Annotated in this window: 14 protein-coding genes; 3 read left to right on the forward strand and 11 right to left on the reverse strand. The window is 47.6% G+C overall.

Translation table 11 applies throughout. The annotated features are described in order from the left end of the window. Nucleotide 1: 1 nt before the first annotated feature. Genes K7J14_RS08510 through rpe form a run of 3 tightly spaced genes read right to left on the reverse strand, consistent with a single transcriptional unit; the run spans nucleotide 2 to nucleotide 2,662 of the window. Nucleotides 2-1,039: a hypothetical protein gene (locus K7J14_RS08510; RefSeq protein WP_230755273.1), complete on the reverse strand. Its 1,038-nt coding sequence runs from the start codon at nucleotides 1,037-1,039 to the stop codon at nucleotides 2-4. Continuing rightward, nucleotides 1,036-1,989 (reverse strand): tetratricopeptide repeat protein, encoded by a 954-nt coding sequence (locus K7J14_RS08515; RefSeq protein ID WP_230755275.1) that lies wholly within the window; start codon nucleotides 1,987-1,989, stop codon nucleotides 1,036-1,038. Before K7J14_RS08515 ends, K7J14_RS08510 begins: the two co-directional genes overlap by 4 nt. A 43-nt stretch (nucleotides 1,990-2,032) precedes the next feature. Then, nucleotides 2,033-2,662: a ribulose-phosphate 3-epimerase gene (rpe, locus tag K7J14_RS08520; protein ID WP_230755276.1), complete on the reverse strand. Its 630-nt coding sequence runs from the start codon at nucleotides 2,660-2,662 to the stop codon at nucleotides 2,033-2,035. A gap of 87 nt (nucleotides 2,663-2,749) precedes the next feature. Here rpe and K7J14_RS08525 point away from each other — a divergent pair, with 87 nt between their 5' ends. The 3 genes from K7J14_RS08525 (at nucleotide 2,750) to K7J14_RS08535 (ending at nucleotide 8,667) form a co-directional block, all read left to right on the forward strand. Beyond that, entirely contained in the window at nucleotides 2,750-3,688 is a 939-nt protein-coding gene (locus tag K7J14_RS08525; RefSeq protein WP_230755277.1) for a tetratricopeptide repeat protein, read from the forward strand. A 24-nt stretch (nucleotides 3,689-3,712) separates the two neighbouring features. Continuing rightward, nucleotides 3,713-6,394, forward strand: coding sequence for a transcription elongation factor GreA (greA, locus tag K7J14_RS08530; protein ID WP_230755278.1), 2,682 nt, complete (start codon nucleotides 3,713-3,715; stop codon nucleotides 6,392-6,394). A 128-nt stretch (nucleotides 6,395-6,522) separates the two neighbouring features. Next, nucleotides 6,523-8,667: a vWA domain-containing protein gene (locus tag K7J14_RS08535; protein ID WP_230755279.1), complete on the forward strand. Its 2,145-nt coding sequence runs from the start codon at nucleotides 6,523-6,525 to the stop codon at nucleotides 8,665-8,667. Nucleotides 8,668-8,689: 22 nt separating this feature from the next. On the opposite strand, the gene K7J14_RS08540 is transcribed toward K7J14_RS08535, so the two are convergent. The 8 genes from K7J14_RS08540 to rpsO form a co-directional block, all read right to left on the reverse strand. Then, complete coding sequence (locus K7J14_RS08540) at nucleotides 8,690-10,048, reverse strand: HEAT repeat domain-containing protein (protein ID WP_230755281.1); 1,359 nt, start codon at nucleotides 10,046-10,048, stop codon at nucleotides 8,690-8,692. Beyond that, nucleotides 10,045-11,184: a tRNA guanosine(34) transglycosylase Tgt gene (tgt, locus tag K7J14_RS08545; protein WP_230755282.1), complete on the reverse strand. Its 1,140-nt coding sequence runs from the start codon at nucleotides 11,182-11,184 to the stop codon at nucleotides 10,045-10,047. The genes K7J14_RS08540 and tgt overlap by 4 nt, the downstream gene beginning before the upstream one ends. A gap of 4 nt (nucleotides 11,185-11,188) precedes the next feature. Continuing rightward, the gene (locus tag K7J14_RS08550) at nucleotides 11,189-12,259 is read right to left on the reverse strand and encodes an LptF/LptG family permease (protein ID WP_230755284.1); all 1,071 of its coding nucleotides are present in this window, start codon (nucleotides 12,257-12,259) and stop codon (nucleotides 11,189-11,191) included. After that, complete coding sequence (locus tag K7J14_RS08555; RefSeq protein WP_230755286.1) at nucleotides 12,256-13,362, reverse strand: LptF/LptG family permease; 1,107 nt, start codon at nucleotides 13,360-13,362, stop codon at nucleotides 12,256-12,258. The genes K7J14_RS08550 and K7J14_RS08555 overlap by 4 nt, the downstream gene beginning before the upstream one ends. After that, the gene (gene dut, locus K7J14_RS08560; RefSeq protein ID WP_230755288.1) at nucleotides 13,363-13,812 is read right to left on the reverse strand and encodes a dUTP diphosphatase; all 450 of its coding nucleotides are present in this window, start codon (nucleotides 13,810-13,812) and stop codon (nucleotides 13,363-13,365) included. Further along, complete coding sequence (locus tag K7J14_RS08565; RefSeq protein WP_230755290.1) at nucleotides 13,788-15,062, reverse strand: M16 family metallopeptidase; 1,275 nt, start codon at nucleotides 15,060-15,062, stop codon at nucleotides 13,788-13,790. Before K7J14_RS08565 ends, dut begins: the two co-directional genes overlap by 25 nt. Continuing rightward, nucleotides 15,052-17,142 (reverse strand): polyribonucleotide nucleotidyltransferase, encoded by a 2,091-nt coding sequence (gene pnp / locus K7J14_RS08570; RefSeq protein ID WP_230755292.1) that lies wholly within the window; start codon nucleotides 17,140-17,142, stop codon nucleotides 15,052-15,054. The genes K7J14_RS08565 and pnp overlap by 11 nt, the downstream gene beginning before the upstream one ends. A 69-nt stretch (nucleotides 17,143-17,211) precedes the next feature. Further along, entirely contained in the window at nucleotides 17,212-17,481 is a 270-nt protein-coding gene (rpsO, locus tag K7J14_RS08575; RefSeq protein ID WP_230755294.1) for a 30S ribosomal protein S15, read from the reverse strand. Between the last annotated feature and the right edge of the window lie 5 nt (nucleotides 17,482-17,486).

Here is a 17,486-nt window from a genome sequence, read left to right on the forward strand (position 1 = left end):
ATCACCGAGGAGCATTCAACAACAGCACATCGAGAGATTGATTTAAAGCCTGCAATTCCGCATCAGTCGTCGACGCGGGGTTTCTCTGCAATTCATCGATTCTCGTCAGAATTTCACGTATCTGTCTCAATCGTTCATTTTCCGTCAGAGGAATCGGTTCAGAGAGACCGGTTCCAACAGGCGTAGTCGAATTCGGTGCTGCGAGCGAGGTCGATCCTGCATCGATAATAACAGACGCATCCGTGCCGAGGATCATGACGTTCTCATAGGTTTTATTCGCGCGAATTTCCGAAGCCGGCCATACGAATAAAATCGCGGAATCATTTATGGAATATATGCTGTTAAAAGAACGGCCCTCCAGATAGTCGGGTTTCCAGGTAAGAGTGTTCAAACGATCCCAATTTGCGAGATACACCTCTTCCGGTCGTGACGCGGATGAATCGTCCAAGAAAATCTCGAGCGACGCGTCTTCCGAACGGGATGAGATATATGCGTCCCTGGAGAGCGCAGGATTGATTCTTGTCTCGGCGGAGATGCGTTTTTTTACCGGAGTCGAGAAATGAATTCCTGAAGCCTCGCCGAGAAGCGTATCGAAAAGGGCTTTTAACGCTATTGTTTGGGTTTTCCCCGAGGTGTTTTCAATAATCGTCTCGATCTTCAGAAAAGCCGAGTCCACGCGGCCGGGTGCAGGGATAAAGGTAAAAATCTGGATGGCCTGAAAGTCGTCTGTAGGAGTGAATACTACGCGCGCTCCGGCGTCTGTCCGTTCAGCTTCGATGCTTCTTCCGCTTTTTCTCGCTAATTTGAAGACCTTATTATCGAGCTGCACTGAAAACCATGAAGTAGCTGAAGCGTTTCGATCCTCGATCAATGCCCGATAACGGCCTTTTCCGACATCGGAAAGTTGATGAAGAGAAAAACTTCCTGAATCGGGATGCACTACAAGCTTCAAATTCCGAAAACTGACTTCAATCGGCTGAGAACTGAAAAGCGGCGTTATCAGGGCCGCGAGTAAGATCAATGCAAAAAACTTCTTCATGGCGAAACCTCGACTGGAGCATCGGAATATATGTTTTCGAGAGTGAGCGCCTTTGTGCGCAATTCTTCCAAAGCTCGCTTTCGTTCAACAGAATCGCTCTCTTCGCCGGATTTGCCTGAGTTAGGGAAAGCCGCCGGGGCGGCTCCTGTCATGGTCAAAGCAGCCGCCAACTCGGCGTTCTGGCTCTCCAAAACTGCGATTCTGTCGGTCAAACGAGAATTGCGGAGCTTTTCGTCCCCTAATTGCTTTTCCAAATCGCCGAGGCGGGTATCTTTTATCATCTCGGAGATGCGCTTTTGATATGCCGTCATGGCCTGTTCATAGGTTTTCTCGCGGCGCTGGTATTCTTCTATGATTTTTAAGGATTCCTCATGGCTTTGTTTTAACAGTCGCAACAACTCGTCTTCCCGAACCGTTTGCCCGATAAGGGCCAACCGATAACGGGCCGCTTCGCCTTTGACCGATTCAGGGAATCGTTCAACGACCAGCCTGAATACCGACGAGGCTTCTTCATACCTGCCGGTGGAATACAAACATTCGCCGATCCAGTAATAAGCGGAGGAAATCGACGCATGAGAGGGCCATTCGCTCAGATATCGATATAAAACCTGAATGGATTCCTCATATTTTCCTTCGGTATATTTGATTCGTCCTTTTTGATACGACAAATCTGCGTTGCGCGCGTCTGCCGGATATCGTGCGGTGAATCTTTCCATTTCGGACATCGCAGTTTCGTAGTCTCCTGAGGATAGCTCTGACATGATAAGCCAAAACCATGTCTCAGGCCGATTTTTCTCGTCGCTGGAAGAAAGAGCCTTTCTGAACGATAAAATAGCCGTCGACCAATCGGATTTCGCGTAGGCGTCCAGTCCAGACACAAGCGCGTCCTGCGCTGTAAGAGAAACTAATAATACGAAAGCAAAAAACAAAGACACACTCGTTTTTTTCATGCAAACTCTCCAGCAATGGAAGTTAAATACACTTATCCAATGTTCAAACCGGAAAATTTCCGGAGAAAAAAGCCGATCCGGTAACAATCACATCAGAACCGGCAGACAAGGCGGAATCCAGGGTGCGTGAGTTCACACCGCCGTCCACAGATACTATATACGAAAAATCGTTTTCCTGCTTTAACTTTTTCAGCTCTCTCACTTTCTCAAGACATGACGGAATCAGGCTCTGTCCTCCGAAGCCGGGGTCCACAGTCATGACGAGTATTAAATCGACAAGGGGCAGCAGCTCTTTCAGGCTTGAAACAGGAGTCGACGGAACTAGAGATATGCCGGCTTTCCTGCCCGCCTCATGAATGCGGGAAATAAGGCGATGGGCGTGAATTTCGGCTTCGATATGAAATGTAAGATAATCGGCTCCGGCTTCAATGTATGAGTCGAAATGTTCCGCAGGATTTGAGGTCATAAGATGGACATCGAAGGGCAACGATGTTCGTTTGCGCAAAGCCGCGATTACCGGCGGTCCGAAGGTCAAATTCGGCACGAAATGTCCGTCCATTACATCGATATGTACCCAATCGCCGCCTTTTTGTTCAATAAACTGAAGCGCGTCTCCCAACGCGGAGAAGTCAGCGCTTAAAACCGAAGGGGCAAGGATGTATTCTTTATTCATAGTATAATAGTAGCAAAGTAGAAGCGACCTGTAAATACAAAGCTTAATTGACTAAACGGAAAGAATGAGTATAATTGTGTAGGTATTATGATAACAGATTCTGTTCATGGAACATTGCCCCAGGTCTGCGAAGTACTCAAAACGGGAGAGCTTGAACAGGCGCATAGGGATATTAGAGAGTTATTACAACATGAACTTGAGAACGAAGACGTTATCTATACGCTAACCGGCATCAATTTCTGGACTGATAAGCTGAAAAAAGCACAGAACGCATCAACGGCCTTTGAGAAAGGAGAGTTTCTTGTATCGCAATGGAAACCATTCTCCCTGTTTATGTCGAAGCAAGGCCGGGAGAGAGAGCCTGTACTCTATGCGCTCAAGCAGTGTGCATTCAGAATAGCGCTCGGTTTCTACCAATCCCTGTACAGGGAGGATGTTAACTCTCAGGATCCGGAATTATATAGAAAGATAGGTTTGTGTTATAAAGCTTTAGGAGATTATGAACAAGCGCTGAAGCTGCTTGAACAGGCGCACGACGGCACGAAGGATTCACCGGCGATTCTTGCCGAACTGGCCGACTGTTATGCGTTGTGCGGCGAATCCAGACTTTCGAAGGTTCTTTTCAGGGAAGCTTTTTTTCAGGGAGCGTCTCAAGTTGAACTGTGTTTCCTTGAGTCGGAAGTAATAAAAAGACTTGAAGCCCAGGTTCATGCTTTGGGATATTCAGGGGCAGAATTAGCCGAATGGATCCCGGTATACGGGGTTTTATACGGTATTTTCAATATAAAAAGGGAATTACGGGCGCTTGAGTTCGGGAAACTCAAACAGTCGATATTCGCTCTTGAGAATGAAATTCGGGATGCTGCTGCAGGGAATCGTTCAGTACTGATACCGCGGCTCATCAATCAGTATTTTTGGCTTATCGACCATTACGTTAACGTAGAGGATGAAAAGTCGAGAATTAATGAAGTACTACTTAAAATCAAATTATTGGATACAGATGTGTACAACAAGTACACAATGTAAACCGGATTTGCAGGAGAAAAGAATATGTCCGAGTCGTTGATTAAATCTGTCCAGGATATGCTGAATGAAGAGAAGTGGACCCGCGCCACAATCAGTAATTATTCAATCAGCAACTTCAAGGAACTGGATTCCATCCTACGCGATGCAAAGCAGGCTAACTGCATCGATGAAATCAAGGCTCTGTGCGATGAACACTTGTCTCACACGAAAAACAGCATCATAGCGCTATACATATCCGGAATTTCCGCGCTTTCACGACAGCTTCTCGACGATTCGGCCCTTATAAGCTTGATAAGCATTTTCATAGACAATCACAAAAACCCGATCGTAGAGTATCTGTGCGTCAGAATGCTCGATTACGGCGAATCGAAATTCGCTCTCCGCACTCTTGCAGACTGCTACAAGGAATCGGACGACGAAAAGATCTACGACATTTGGGAGCGTCTGGTCAAAATCGACTATGAAGAAGCGGACATCACAAAACAGCTGGCTGAAAAGTATGAAAAAGACGGTGAAATGGAACCAGCCGTCGAGTTTTATAAAAAAGCGCTGTATAGATACATCAACCGAAAGCAGGCGAACGCGGTCAAGGAAATCTGGTCGCATCTCGTCGCGTTGATTCCCGATGAAATCGATTTTTTCTATCATGTACAACGCAAAATTTCCAAAATCATGGGCGACGACAGAAGCGCGATGCTCATGCAGGAAGTCTACGAGTACTACAAGACGAAACAGGAATGGGCGACCGCGATCGACATATTGAAAATCATTCTCGGTTACGACGACAAGGATTCGTGGGCGAGAAAAGAGATCGTCGAATGCTTCCGGGGCAAGCACGCCGGACACAGCCAGCTTGACGAATACATCCGCGCTTCGAACCTCAATCAGAGCTGGCGAAATGTTTTTGAAGCAATAGCTGAATTCGAAAAACATATTTCATTCGACGCGGGAAATTTCGTATACCATCGATCATGGGGCGTAGGCCGCATCGCGAGCGTAAAAAACGACGAGATTACCATCGATTTCGCAAAGAACAGGGGCCATACGATGAGCCTCAAGATGGGCGTGAGCTCCCTGCAAACTTTATCGAAGGATCATATATCAGTTCTCCGCGCCATCTGGAAAAAAGAGAAGCTTTACGACAAAGTGAAGAGCGACATCACCTGGGCTTTGAAAACGATTATCAAGAGCTACGACAATAATTGCGACCTGAAAAAGGTTAAAGCTGAACTTGTTCCTTCTATTTTAACCGCGAATGAATGGACGAGCTGGAGCACGAAGGCGAGAAAGATACTTCAGGAGGATCCAAGCTTCGGCGTAAATCCTACGAACATCGACCTTTACGTCGTACGCGATCGGCCCATCTCTATAGAAGAAAAACTGTTCAACGAGTTCAAGGCTCAAAAGAACTTCTTCGCTAGAATCGACCTGCTCATGATGTTCTCGGAACGAGCGGAGCCCGATTCGGAATATTTCGCTGAAATGTTCTCATACTTCGCCGGCTATCTCAAGGCGTTCAATCAGGTTAACGAACAGGTCATCGCGTCGTATCTAGTTGTTAAACAGCTCGTAGCGAAGCATCCCCACCTCAATCCGGGGCTTCACTATAATTTCGCAGAGCTTTTCTCGGAAATCGAAGATCCTTCGTCCGTTTATATAGCGCTGAAAGACTCCGGACTTAAGAGAAGCTATCTTCAGGATATAAAGAATTTCCTCATCAACTGGCCGGACATCTACGTAAAGCTGTTCCCTTCGGTTCTGAGCGTAGACATCATCCAATCTCTTGTTCTCGACGGATATACCGAGAAAGTACAGACCCTGGCAGATCTTTGCTTCGATAATTACCGGGACTACAGAGAGGGCGCGATCTGGTTCTTCAAGAATTCGCAGGAAGCGGAGTGGTTCAAGGAACTCAATATTCCCTATGAGAAGCAGCTCATCACGCTTATTCACATTCTCGACATCACCTACCGCGAGATCGCCAACCATCGGGAGACAACCGAAAACAGAAAGATCAACCGCCAGGTGCTGAACATCCTCTTCGGCAAGGATGCCTTGCTGGAGAACTACATCCTCAAGAGCGACGTAGACACCATTACCCGAATTTATACCCTCATCGACGACGTGAAGGATCTCGATCCTTCCTTGAAGATGAATCTTCGAAACAAGATCCTTGAGAATCACAAGGGATTCAAGTTCTTCGGTTCGGAAGAAAAAACCGTCGTATCGAGAGGTCTTATCGTCACATCGCGCATGCTTGAAGAAAAGAAAAAGCAGCTGCAGCAGATTATCGAGGTTGAAGTTCCCGCCAACTCGAAAGAAATCGGATTCGCCCTGTCCCTCGGGGACTTGAGAGAAAACGCTGAATACAAGGCGGCGAAGGAGCGTCAGAATATTCTCAATACAACGGCGACCAGGCTTCAGGAAGAAATCGACCGGGCGCAGACCTTCGATCCTACTACCGTCACCGTCATCAGAGTGTCTTTCGGCACAATTGTAACGTTGAAAAACAACGACACCGGCCTCGACGAAACTTACACGATCCTCGGCCCCTGGGAATCCGATCCCGACAACAAGATTATTTCCTACATGTCGCCGTTCGGAAACGCAATATTGAATCACCGGGAAGGCGAAAACCTTACCTTCACGATCAACGAAAAGGAATATAATTATTCCATCAAAAACATTGCCGCGGCTTCTTTCTAGAATGTAATCGACGCTCGTTGAAGCATGCACTCTGAAAACGGGTGCGTGCTTTTTGTTTTTCCGGGACGCACTCGCGAAAAACAATATAAAAGAAAATTAAAACCGTGGAAGTGCAAAAGGGTATCATTATGAAGAAAAAACAGGGATTTCTTGCGCTGATTCTTCTCATCGGATCGCTTCTAAGAATTCAAGCGGCAAGCGCCGATATCGTTGTTTTGATGGATACATCCGGTACGATACTTCCCTGGTTTGATCAGATAAATAGCCGGGTTCTGGTCGATATAACGGAAAAATTCGTTCGCCCGGGCGACACGTTTCATCTGGTTTCATTTAATTCCCGCGTAAATCTTGAAATCGTACAACCGGTAAAAACAGAATCAGACATATCAAAAATCGTTTCAAGATTTATGCTGTTGTATCCGTTGGGACAAAACTCGGACTTTATTTCCGGTCTTCATTTCACTTGGCAATATTTATCTACCCTGAACCAATCTACCGAAAAAATAGTCATCATCATTTCCGATGGAATATTCAATCCTCCGAAGAGCAGCGACTTTCAAGCCTTGACGACTGAACAGGTAGAATCCGAAATCAACATGATGACTGCGAAAATCAGAGGCGCCGGATGGCAGGTATACTATGTAAAGTTGCCCTTTCCGGACGACGCCATTGTTACGAACCTCGACGGAACAACGCAAATTCATCCTGTTCCAGGATCAAAAGAGAAGAAAGAGCAGCACAGCCGAGCAATACAGGATAATATCGGAAATAGCGATTCGGATGGTTCGGAAAAAGCAGTTGTAACGTCTAAAGCCGGGGAAACAGGCGGATCGCCCGATGCAACAAAATCCACTTCAACCGGCACAGTATATCAGGACATATCGAGCACATTCACAGATGCCCTTGCGATAACCCCGAGCATTCTCCCGGAAGAGGGAGCCGAGCTGACCTTCACAGATTCGGCTTTCGGCATGCCTGAAGTCTCTTTTCCGGATAATCTCGGTAAACGGGGAAGACAGTTCGCCCTACCCTTGAAGATAACCAATCCATCGTCGCAGAATCTCAATCTGGAACTTGTCAGCATTTACCTTAACGGTGCTGATGTTTTGGAAGAAAAAAACTTCATCCGCATCAATCCGGGAAAAACGGCAACGCTTAAAGCTCAAATCAAAATTCCTGCAACCGTAGAATTGGGGTTGCATGATTTTCTCTTTACGCTTCGATTCGCAGGGAACACTCGCGTACTGCCTCAGGAAGGATTGGTTTCTGTCCAGCTTGTCCCGTTTTCCTTTACAACAGTCGTGAAAAACGGGAGAACATTTTCCTATGCTGTTTTCATTATCATTCTAACGGTTCTCTCGGCATTTCTAATCGCTTTTTTCATTTTGAAGCGCACAAGCAAACCCTCTCATGTATTACGCCGCGCGAATTACGGCGAAACTGATGAACGCCGAGAAACAAAGGAATTTGCGGTATCGACTGGAACAGGCGATACCCTATCGGCCAAAAAAATCGAACAGATTACTCCGAAACCGTACTCGTCAGAAAGAATCGCATCAAGCCGTTTGTCGACCGAGCAACAGCAACTGGATCGCACGAATTCGAATGCGCTTACGCAAATGCCGGAATCCCGCAAAAAAATATTCCAGTTTGAAACGGCGAAGCCGTATGATTCAAGCGCTCTCGACGAATTCTCCGATGGCGCTGCAAGCAAACAACAAGCGGGCGAAACACTGGCGGCTTCGATTCAGAAGAAACCGGACCAATCAACCGTGTCCGCTCTGGCCCGCTTGCAGGAAGAAGAGAAGCGCAACAGGCTCGCAATACTAAATGCCTCAAAGCCGGCCTACCACAAAGCGGAAACCGTAAGAAAAGGCGCCGATCCATCGCAACAGATTGAAATTAAATCCAACAAGCGGATCATGCTTGAGATTGTCGTCGACAGGCAAAATCCGCATATCGGAAAGAGGAATATTCATGTTTTAAAACCTGGCTCGCGTTTCTCGATCGGCGGAAACAATTCTTCATTCCTCGTATTCCTGGTTCGGTTCCCTTCGAGAATAGCCGAGCTCAGGTACGACGGAGAAAAATGCGATCTTGCAATCATCAAGCCTGAATACTTTCCGCTGGAAGCGAACAATATAATACCGGATTGCGTCGGCAGAACTTTCAAGATCGTGTCGGATAGAGGCTACGAGGTCTCATTCAGATTCGCCGAATACGAAGATCCTGTGATTAAGCTGAACGAGATGCTGAGATCCATCAGCATCTGATATACATGCGGCGGCGGCGCGGCTACTCGCCAGAAGCCGTCGTGGTTTTATCAGATTCGATAATTCGCTTCGCCCGCCGATGTAAGGCGCCTTGTTTTTCATCAGCGGCAATCTTTTCGATTTCCGACTTTGCTTCAGTGAATTTATATAGTTCGAATAAATCGATGCCGAAACTTTTTGTCGTAGGATCCTTGCTCGTTAAAAGCGAGATACAGACCGATGAATCGAGTTCTGTCCTTTTGGCGATCATCAGCTTAAGCAATTCATAGCGGTATTTAATTTTCTTTTCGTCTTCGAGCACTGAGATAAGCTCTTTTAAGAGCAATGGTGAAAAAGAGGTTTTGTGGTGCTCGGCGAGAACCGAAGCGGCTTTCAGCCTCAACCCCTCTGCATTCTTTTTATTCGCGAATTGTTCAGCAAGCCAGGAATACCCTTCTTGATCGCCGATCAATCCAAGCGCTTCATAAGATCGGTAACGAACAGATTCAACAGGGTCGCTTTTCGATCGATACAATAAATACGGAACCGATTCGTTCAGCTTTAGCTTTTCCGCAGACGCTATTGCGTCGAGCCTAACCTTATAATACGGATCCTTGAAACCCTCCAATATTATCGCTGTGGATGCTTCGGATGAATAACCGGAAAGAGCTTTTACCGAAGCGGAGCGGAGAAGCGGATCCTTATCAAGAAAGAGGCTTTCGAGAATCGGAATGGATTCAGGATTTCCGATTTCGCCGAGAGCGACGGCAGCCGTAGAACGGATGACCGCGTTTTCATCCTCGTTCCCGGCGACTTCTTCGAAACGGACACGATATTTTTCAGCCTTGAGCTTTCCGAGAGCCGTCATTACGTTTTGTCTGATGACCAGCCTTGTCTTTTCATCTACGGAAAATTCATCTTCAAGAAAATCAAAAAGAAAATCCGCGTCTTCTTCTGTTCCGATAGAACCCAACAGGGAGATCGCGGAATCCCTGTAATCGGTGTTTTCCGACTTGAGAATGGCACGAACAGAAGACGCCGCTTCCTGTGCTTTCATTTTTTCGATATATGAAAAAATTGATAATACGGTGGTCTTTTTATGATCCCAGGGATCGGCGATTATTGAAAGAGCCCATTCTTTCGGATACGGGTCGTTCTTTTCGCCGTAATATTTCAGCAATGATTCTTTAACAGCGGAGCTGCGCGTAGAATCGAACAAGGCCTGAAGCTCATTCTGCAAACCGGATTCATCTTCTTTTATTAACGCGTCGATCAATTCGACGATTTCGTTCTCCAATCCGTATGCAAGAATATCCCTTCGAATGTCCAGATCTGTTTTCTCCAGAGAAAACAAGAACATCGAGGATGCAAAAGCGCAGATAAGAGCTAAGAACCTTTTCATACGGAATCACCGGAAAAACGGGATAAAAAGGACGATCGATACTGGACAAACCTGTTTTCTTGTATTGCCAGCCGGATCTCCTTCATCATTTGGTGAAGAAAGGCCAGATTGTGATACGATGCGAGCATTGAACTGAGTATCTCGTCATTTTTATACAAGTGGCGCATATACGCCCGGGAATATTCCCTGCATACTCGGCAGGAGCATTCTGGATCTATCGGACCGAAATCGCGTGCAAATCGTTCCTTCTTGATCGCAATTATCCCGTCTCTGGTGAAGAAAGAACCGTTTCGCGCGTTTCGGGTAGGAAGAACGCAGTCGAAAATGTCGATTCCGTTCAACACCGCGTCGAGGATATAGTCAGGGGTGCCGATTCCCATTACGTAGCGAGGCTTGTCGTCCGGCAGCAATTCGGAAGTAGACGCGAGAAAATCGCGGTACACTTCGGGCGGCTCTCCTACCGACAAGCCGCCGATGGCGATTCCCGGCGTATCAAGATCGATTACTGAATCGATGCTTTCCTTTCGAAGATCCTGGTAAAAATTGCCCTGCACTATTGAGAACAGCTTTCCCTGATATTCGTCCGGAGTCTCAAGCCAGGCTTTTTTCGCCCGTTTTGCCCAATCAGTGGTGATGACGAGCGCTTCTTTCGCCTTTTTCCATTCAGTACCGAATCCCGTGCAAACGTCCAGCTGCATTTGTATATCGCTGTTGAAATCTGCCTGAAGCCCTACTACGCTTTCGGGAGTAAGAAAGTGTGAAGAGCCGTCGATGTGGCTGCGGAACTTTACTCCTTCGCGGGTGATCTTCCGGAAAGAAGACAGGGAAAAGACCTGAAAGCCGCCCGAATCCGTGAGGAAATTTTTTTTCCACCCCGAAAAACCGTGCAATCCGCCGGCATCACGAATCAATTTCGAGCCCGGCCTCAGATACAAATGATAGGTGTTCGCCAAAATAATTTCGAAACCAATTTCGTCAAGCCAGTCCTTCGTCATTGCCTTCACAGTGGCATTGGTCCCCACCGGCATAAAGGCTGGAGTTTGAACGGTGCCGTGGGGCAAGTCGATGAATCCGGTACGAGCCCTGGAACCGGAGTCGGCATGGTTGATTCGAAAAATCGAACTGTTTTTATTCATTGCATTATGTCCTTGCATACTTGAGTATAACGATGCTGGCGATTATAAACAACAATACCGGAGACCAGGCGCCGGCGAGCGGCGATATATATTCCCATTTCGCGAACAACATGGTGATCATTTGAGTTACATAGTACAAGACTGCTATAGAGAGGCTCAGCAACAAGCTCATCAGCATGATATTTTTCTTGAAACGTCCGCCCAACGATATCGAGAACAGCAGAACGATGAAAATCGTAAGCGGAAAGGAAAATCGCTTATAGTAATTCGCCAAATGCTCTGAAAACGGCAGGCCTGCTTTTTTCAATGTCTGAATATATTTTTTCGCGTCGGGAGCGGTCAGTTCTTCCACCGAAGCGACGTTTCGCTGAAAGGTTTCCGGAGGTTCGTCAAGCATCATCGGAATCGTTTTTTTTGAAATAAGCACGTCCGATGCATCAGCAAAAAGGTAGGTGATGAAATCTTCCGGCTGCCATTTCGAATCTATCCATCGGGCGGAAGGCGATTGCAGTATCGAAACAATATTGCCCTCCTGATCGCGTTCGACTACGAATAAGGAATACAATTTTTTGTCTGCATCCTGATAATAGTCAGCGGTATAGATTATCTTTCCGTCGTGAGAGAGCACGACGATGTTCGTATTGCTCAGCGTTTGCTGCTGCTTGAGCAGCAACCTGTTGAGATTGTTTTTTTCAGAAAGTGTTTGTATAACGACTCGATCTTCGAAATAAAACATGCCGAAGGATAGCAAAAGCCCGACAACCAACAGAGGAAGAATTAAAAGATACAACGGGTAGCCGGAAGCAAAAATCGAAGTGAGCTCGTTGCGGGCATACATGTTCCCCATCGTATAAGCGGCGGCAAAAAGAACCGAAAGCGGCAGAGCGAACGACACGCATTTCGGTGCGTACAGCAGAAGGACTTTAACCACAGAGCGCAGAGGAACTTCGTTCGAGAGATATTTCCATAGATTCGCGAATAAGTCGCCAAGCTGCAGCATCAACACGAAAAAGAGCAGTGCTACGACGCAAACCGGAACGAATTGCTTCAGCAGATACCGTTGAAGAAGATTCATCTAATCAGATACCTCCCGCCCAGAATCGCTCCAGTGGCGAACACCAGCGCATTCGGAAGCCACATCATGACGAAGCCGTCGAAGCCCAATCTGACGCTCAAAGTCTGGCCGCCTATCAATAGTGCCCAATATAGAACCGCTATGATCAATCCGAAAATAAACCCGACGCTCTGGCCGTTTGTTTTAGCGAACATGCCGAGAGGAAAAGCGAGAACGACAAAGAAAAAAGCTCCGAACGGAATGGAAAATTTCTTATGAAATTCCATTCGATACAAATTAATCTGCTTTGCGTCGGAGCCTTTTTTCTTTTCAAGAAGTTGCGCATATAAGTCCCTAGAGCTCATTTCTCTCGGGGTAACTTTGCCGGAATAAGACGGCAAGATATTTTTCGACAACACGTTGTAAGAAAGGCCTGAAGCATTGAGGACGTCGTAGTCTGTCCTGTTTTTTCTATCGAACGAAATTATCTTGGCGTCCGCCATGTCGAGAGTCATCAATACGGCCGCGTCCGACGACTGCACAATTTCAGCAGACGGCGCTGCGATGATGCGTTTATTTCCGGAATCCGTAGAGTCGATAACAAGCAGGCTATCCATGACTCCGTCTTTGATCGTTCCGGAAACGATAATTGCATTCTGGTTTCGTTTGATGGAGTTCGATTCCAGCTCCAGAGCCGGAGTCGACGTTATGATTTTTCTGTATAGCCGGTTGAATCTGATTGTTCCCGCGGGAAGCAGGATGTCGTTAGTAAAAAAAGAACCGATCGAAACCAATATACCGACGGCTAATACTGGCATTAGCACAAATCTGACGGGTATGCCGAGGGCGTTTATCGAGAGAATCTCCCGGTCTGAAACCAGACGGCCGAGAGCCATCAGCGTTCCGACGAGTGCTGCGAACGGAGCGCTTGTTGCAATGATGGCGGGAAGAGAAAAGATAATGAGAGATGCGACATCCCTGACTGGCGCCTTTTTTGAAAGGATGTCTTCAGCCATAAGCAGAATTTGGTTTACAAAAAAGACGAGAAAGAAGAAAAGAAAACACACAAAAAAATACAAGAGCATTTCTCTTGCTATATACCTAAAGAGAGTATAAGCCTTCATTCAATTTCTACCGGTGGAACCGTAGCCGTTCGCGCCGCGGCTTGAATCCGTCAAAGCTTCGGAGAAACCGAATCCCGCCTGTACTACCGGAGAGACCACTAGTTGAGCTATTCTGTCGCCGTCGCTGACTGTAAATGGTTCGCTACCATGATTGATAAGGACGATGCCGATTTCTCCTCGATAATCCGAATCGATCGTTCCGGGAGAATTGAGAACAGCGACTCCATGCTTCAAAGCAAGGCCGGATCTTGATCGTACCTGAATCTCGAATCCCTGAGGGATTTCAACGAATAATCCCGTAGGAACGAGCTTGCGTTCACCTGGACCGATAACGACTGGAGAGGAAAGAAACGCGCAGACATCCGCTCCGGCAGATCCGTCGGTCGCGTATTTCGGTAAACGCGAATCGTTCAGGCCGTCTTTCATTAACACTTTAATAACTTGACGCATTTTCGAACCGCCTTTTTTGTTCCATACGTGAAGATATGCATAGATTCAGGAGCAAAAGCCTTTTTACTGATATTATGTACACAATCAAAGTTCAGGGACTCGATAATTCCGGCGCTTTGATCGATGCCGAATACCGATTTATTGTACAGGTATTGCCTCGCCAATCGTTTCATCCGCGTATCCGTATCTTCTGCAGACAACAGGAGATCTCCTGTCAAATGCTCGCGCGCATAATCGAATTCTTCCCGGTTGATGCCTGACATGCGCAATTTATCGAACTCTGATAAAAGAACGCCCATAGTCTTTTCGGCAGCATCATGATTGACTGAACAGCCGGAGATAAGGTACAAGCCTTCCCGAGTAGGAAGAAATGACGTGAACACGTTGTAGCATAAGCCTTCCTTTTCGCGCAATTCCTGAAAAAGCCGCGAACCGGGAGTATCGCCGACGATGCAGGCGAGAAGCTCTCCGGCATACCAGGATTCAGCGGTTTTTTCCATCGGAAACAAGGAAGCGCTCCATATCTGAGTCTGCGAAAAAGGAGAATACGAACCGGCAAATCCGGCATGAAAATTGAAACAACCCGTTTTGGGCTCTTGTTGAAACGAAGGTTGCAGAGCAGACGGGTTAAAGCTGAAAGAATCAAGCAATTCTTTGCACTGCTGCACATCGAAGTTTCCTGCGACGGAGACCAATGCAGGTCCGTTCTTCACAAGGGAATTCCAGAACGAAACGAGATCCGTTTCCGAAAGCGAGCTCACAGATTCGACGGTTCCGGCGACCGGCAGAGAATACGTACTGCCGGGAAAAAGCGAGGCGAAAAACCTATCCGCGGCCTGCTCCTCCGGTTCATCGAGCGAGCTGACTATTTCATTGAGAATAACCTTTCTTTCCGCTTCTATGTCCGAGGTTATAAAGAGGGAATCAGACGTCATATCGCGAAGAAGCCGCATCGCCTCAACTGCATAGAGGGAAGGCACTAAGCAATGCACACACAAAGCCTCACGCTCCGTGAATGCATTGCAATACCCGCCGGTTTTATCGAAAAAACGCGATATGTCTCTAGCGGAATGAGAGGAGGTTCCTTTGAATAGCATGTGTTCAACGAAATGAGTTATTCCGTTGCTATCCGCGCTTTCATCCCGGGAACCGCAAAAAAACCAAAAACCGATAGCGACGGCTTTTGTCGTCGCTATCGGTTCAGCTAGAAACCTGGTTCCTCCCGAAAGAAGAAACTCATTAATTGGCATCTTCTCCAAGGGCGTCTACATACGAAAGGTTGAGGCGTCCCATCTTGTCGACTTCCAAGAGTTTAACGGGAATCTTCTGTCCTTCTTTCACGACATCGGATACATTTGCGATCCGTGTTCTGGAAAGTTTGGATATATGGCACAAACCTTCTTTTCCCGGAAGAATTTCAATGAATGCGCCGAAATCCATGATTCTTTTCACGACGCCGTCGTAGATGCGGCCGACCTCGGGATCTTCGACGATGCCTTTGATGGCTTCCTTCGCTCCGAGAGCGCATTTGGCGTTCTTTCCGTAAATAGTGACGGTACCGTCGTTTTCAGTATTGATCGTGACCGAATACTTCTCGGAAATCGCCTTGATGTTCTTTCCGCCGGGTCCGATGAGAGCGCCGATCTTGTCGGTTTCAATCTTCATGGTTTCAATGCGGGGAGCGTACTTGGAAATCTCGGCAGAGGGCTTGGAGATGGTTTTGTTCATGATTCCGAGAATATGGAGCCTGCCGCGCTTTGCCTGGGCAAGCGCCTTCGACATGATTTCTGTCGAAACGCCGGCGATCTTTATGTCCATCTGGAATCCGGTGATTCCCTCTTCGGTTCCTGCGACCTTGAAGTCCATATCTCCAAGGTGGTCTTCTTCGCCGAGGATATCGGAAAGAACCGCGTACTTTTCTCCGTCGGTGATCAGACCCATCGCGATTCCCGCAACCGGCTTCTTCATGGGAACGCCTGCATGGAGCATCGAAAGAGTTCCTCCGCACACTGAAGCCATGGAGGAGGATCCGTTCGATTCGAGAATCTCGGATACGACGCGTACAGTGTACGGGAATGCTTCTCTGGACGGAACCATCGGTTCAAGAGAGCGGCGGGCGAGATAGCCGTGACCGATTTCCCGGCGGCCTGTTCCCATTCTTCCGACTTCTCCGACTGAGTACGGAGGGAAGTTGTAGTGAAGGATGAAATTCTCGCGGCGATCGCCTTCGATGTCGTCGTAAATCTGTTCGTCGAATACGGTTCCGAGCGTACAAACTGCCAGGGCCTGGGTTTCGCCGCGAGTGAATACTGCGGATCCGTGGGGATAGGGAAGAACATCGATATCGCAGGTGATGTCGCGAATGTCTTCCGTGCCGCGGCCGTCGACGCGTACGCCTTTTTCGAGAATAGTGGTGCGAAGAATCGTATATTCCATATCTTCGAACAGCGCGTTGAAGAGTTTGCTTTGAACCTCATCCTTAAGCTGTTCGGCATACTTCGCGGAAAGATCGGTTTTAACAGCGTCGCATGCGTCCCTGCGCTCGAATTTGCCCTTAACGAAAAGAGCTTCAGAAAGACGGGGATAGGCTTCGGCCTTGATCGAGTCGGCGTTAAGCAACTCTACCTTCACGGGGTTGAGGGGAAGCTTTTCCTTTCCGCACAATGCGCGAAGATCGTTCTGAAGACCGCACATGATTTTAATGAATTCTTCAGCCTTATCGAGGGCTCCGAGCATGACTTCTTCGGAAACCTCGTGGGCGCCGCCTTCGACCATGGTGATGCCTTCCGCGGTTCCGGCAACTACGATTTCCATTTCGGCGTTTTCAATCTGCTCGAAAGTCGGATTGATCACATAACCGCCGTCGATGTAAGCAATTCGAGCCGCCGCGACCGGTCCGTGGAACGGAATATCGGAAATCGTCACCGCCGCGGAACTCGCGATCACTGCCAGAATGTCGGGAGGATTGGTCATGTCCGAGGAAATGCAGGTCGGAACGATCTGAATATCGCGGCCGAAGGACTTCTCGAAAAGAGGACGCATGGGACGATCAATCAAACGGGAAACAAGGACTTCCTTGTCTTTCGGCCGCCCTTCCCTCTTGATAAAACCGCCGGGGATTTTTCCGGCGGCATAATACTTCTCGTTATAATCTACGGTGAGAGGAACGTAATCAAGGCCTTCCTGGCTTGAAGACGAAGCGCATACAGTTGCCAGCACGGCAGAACCTGCGTACTGGGCGTAAATGGAACCGTTCGCCTGTTTCGCTAATTTGCCTGTTTCAAGGACCAGCTCGTTATCGCCGATCTTATATGTTACTCTTTGAATCATTTAAAAACCTTTATGTAGTCTGTAAAGAAAAAAAGTTACCTGCCGGAGACCGTACAGGTAACTTACACATCACTTGCGGAGGCCAAGGTCCTTGATCAAGCTCCGGTAACCTTCGAGGTCGCGGCGCTGCAGGTACTTCAGAAGGCGTCGGCGCTGTCCAACGAGGATGATCAATCCGCGGGTGCTGTTCTTGTCCTTCTTGAATGTTTTGCAGTGCTCAGTGAGCTGATTAATGCGCTCAGTCAATAAAGCGATCTGAACCTTCGTATTGCCGGTGTCTTTTTCGTTTCCACCGAATTTGTTTACCACCGCAGTGGTTTCTTCTTTTGTAAGTGCCATACTTA

The organism is Teretinema zuelzerae, from assembly GCF_021021555.1.
Classification (GTDB): Bacteria; Spirochaetota; Spirochaetia; order Treponematales; family Treponemataceae; genus Teretinema; species Teretinema zuelzerae.

What these genes read in the sequence shown, in the direction of transcription:
- K7J14_RS08515 (WP_230755275.1), bottom strand. Translation starts at nt 1,989, where the DNA reads ATGAAAAAAACGAGTGTGTCTTTGTTTTTTGCTTTCGTATTATTAGTT.
- rpe (WP_230755276.1), bottom strand. Translation starts at nt 2,662, where the DNA reads ATGAATAAAGAATACATCCTTGCCCCTTCGGTTTTAAGCGCTGACTTC.
- K7J14_RS08535 (WP_230755279.1), top strand. Translation starts at nt 6,523, where the DNA reads ATGAAGAAAAAACAGGGATTTCTTGCGCTGATTCTTCTCATCGGATCG.
- dut (WP_230755288.1), bottom strand. Translation starts at nt 13,812, where the DNA reads ATGCGTCAAGTTATTAAAGTGTTAATGAAAGACGGCCTGAACGATTCG.
- greA (WP_230755278.1), top strand. Translation starts at nt 3,713, where the DNA reads ATGTCCGAGTCGTTGATTAAATCTGTCCAGGATATGCTGAATGAAGAG.
- K7J14_RS08525 (WP_230755277.1), top strand. Translation starts at nt 2,750, where the DNA reads ATGATAACAGATTCTGTTCATGGAACATTGCCCCAGGTCTGCGAAGTA.
- K7J14_RS08510 (WP_230755273.1), bottom strand. Translation starts at nt 1,039, where the DNA reads ATGAAGAAGTTTTTTGCATTGATCTTACTCGCGGCCCTGATAACGCCG.
- tgt (WP_230755282.1), bottom strand. Translation starts at nt 11,184, where the DNA reads ATGAATAAAAACAGTTCGATTTTTCGAATCAACCATGCCGACTCCGGT.
- K7J14_RS08550 (WP_230755284.1), bottom strand. Translation starts at nt 12,259, where the DNA reads ATGAATCTTCTTCAACGGTATCTGCTGAAGCAATTCGTTCCGGTTTGC.
- K7J14_RS08540 (WP_230755281.1), bottom strand. Translation starts at nt 10,048, where the DNA reads ATGAAAAGGTTCTTAGCTCTTATCTGCGCTTTTGCATCCTCGATGTTC.
- rpsO (WP_230755294.1), bottom strand. Translation starts at nt 17,481, where the DNA reads ATGGCACTTACAAAAGAAGAAACCACTGCGGTGGTAAACAAATTCGGT.
- pnp (WP_230755292.1), bottom strand. Translation starts at nt 17,142, where the DNA reads ATGATTCAAAGAGTAACATATAAGATCGGCGATAACGAGCTGGTCCTT.
- K7J14_RS08555 (WP_230755286.1), bottom strand. Translation starts at nt 13,362, where the DNA reads ATGAAGGCTTATACTCTCTTTAGGTATATAGCAAGAGAAATGCTCTTG.
- K7J14_RS08565 (WP_230755290.1), bottom strand. Translation starts at nt 15,062, where the DNA reads ATGCCAATTAATGAGTTTCTTCTTTCGGGAGGAACCAGGTTTCTAGCT.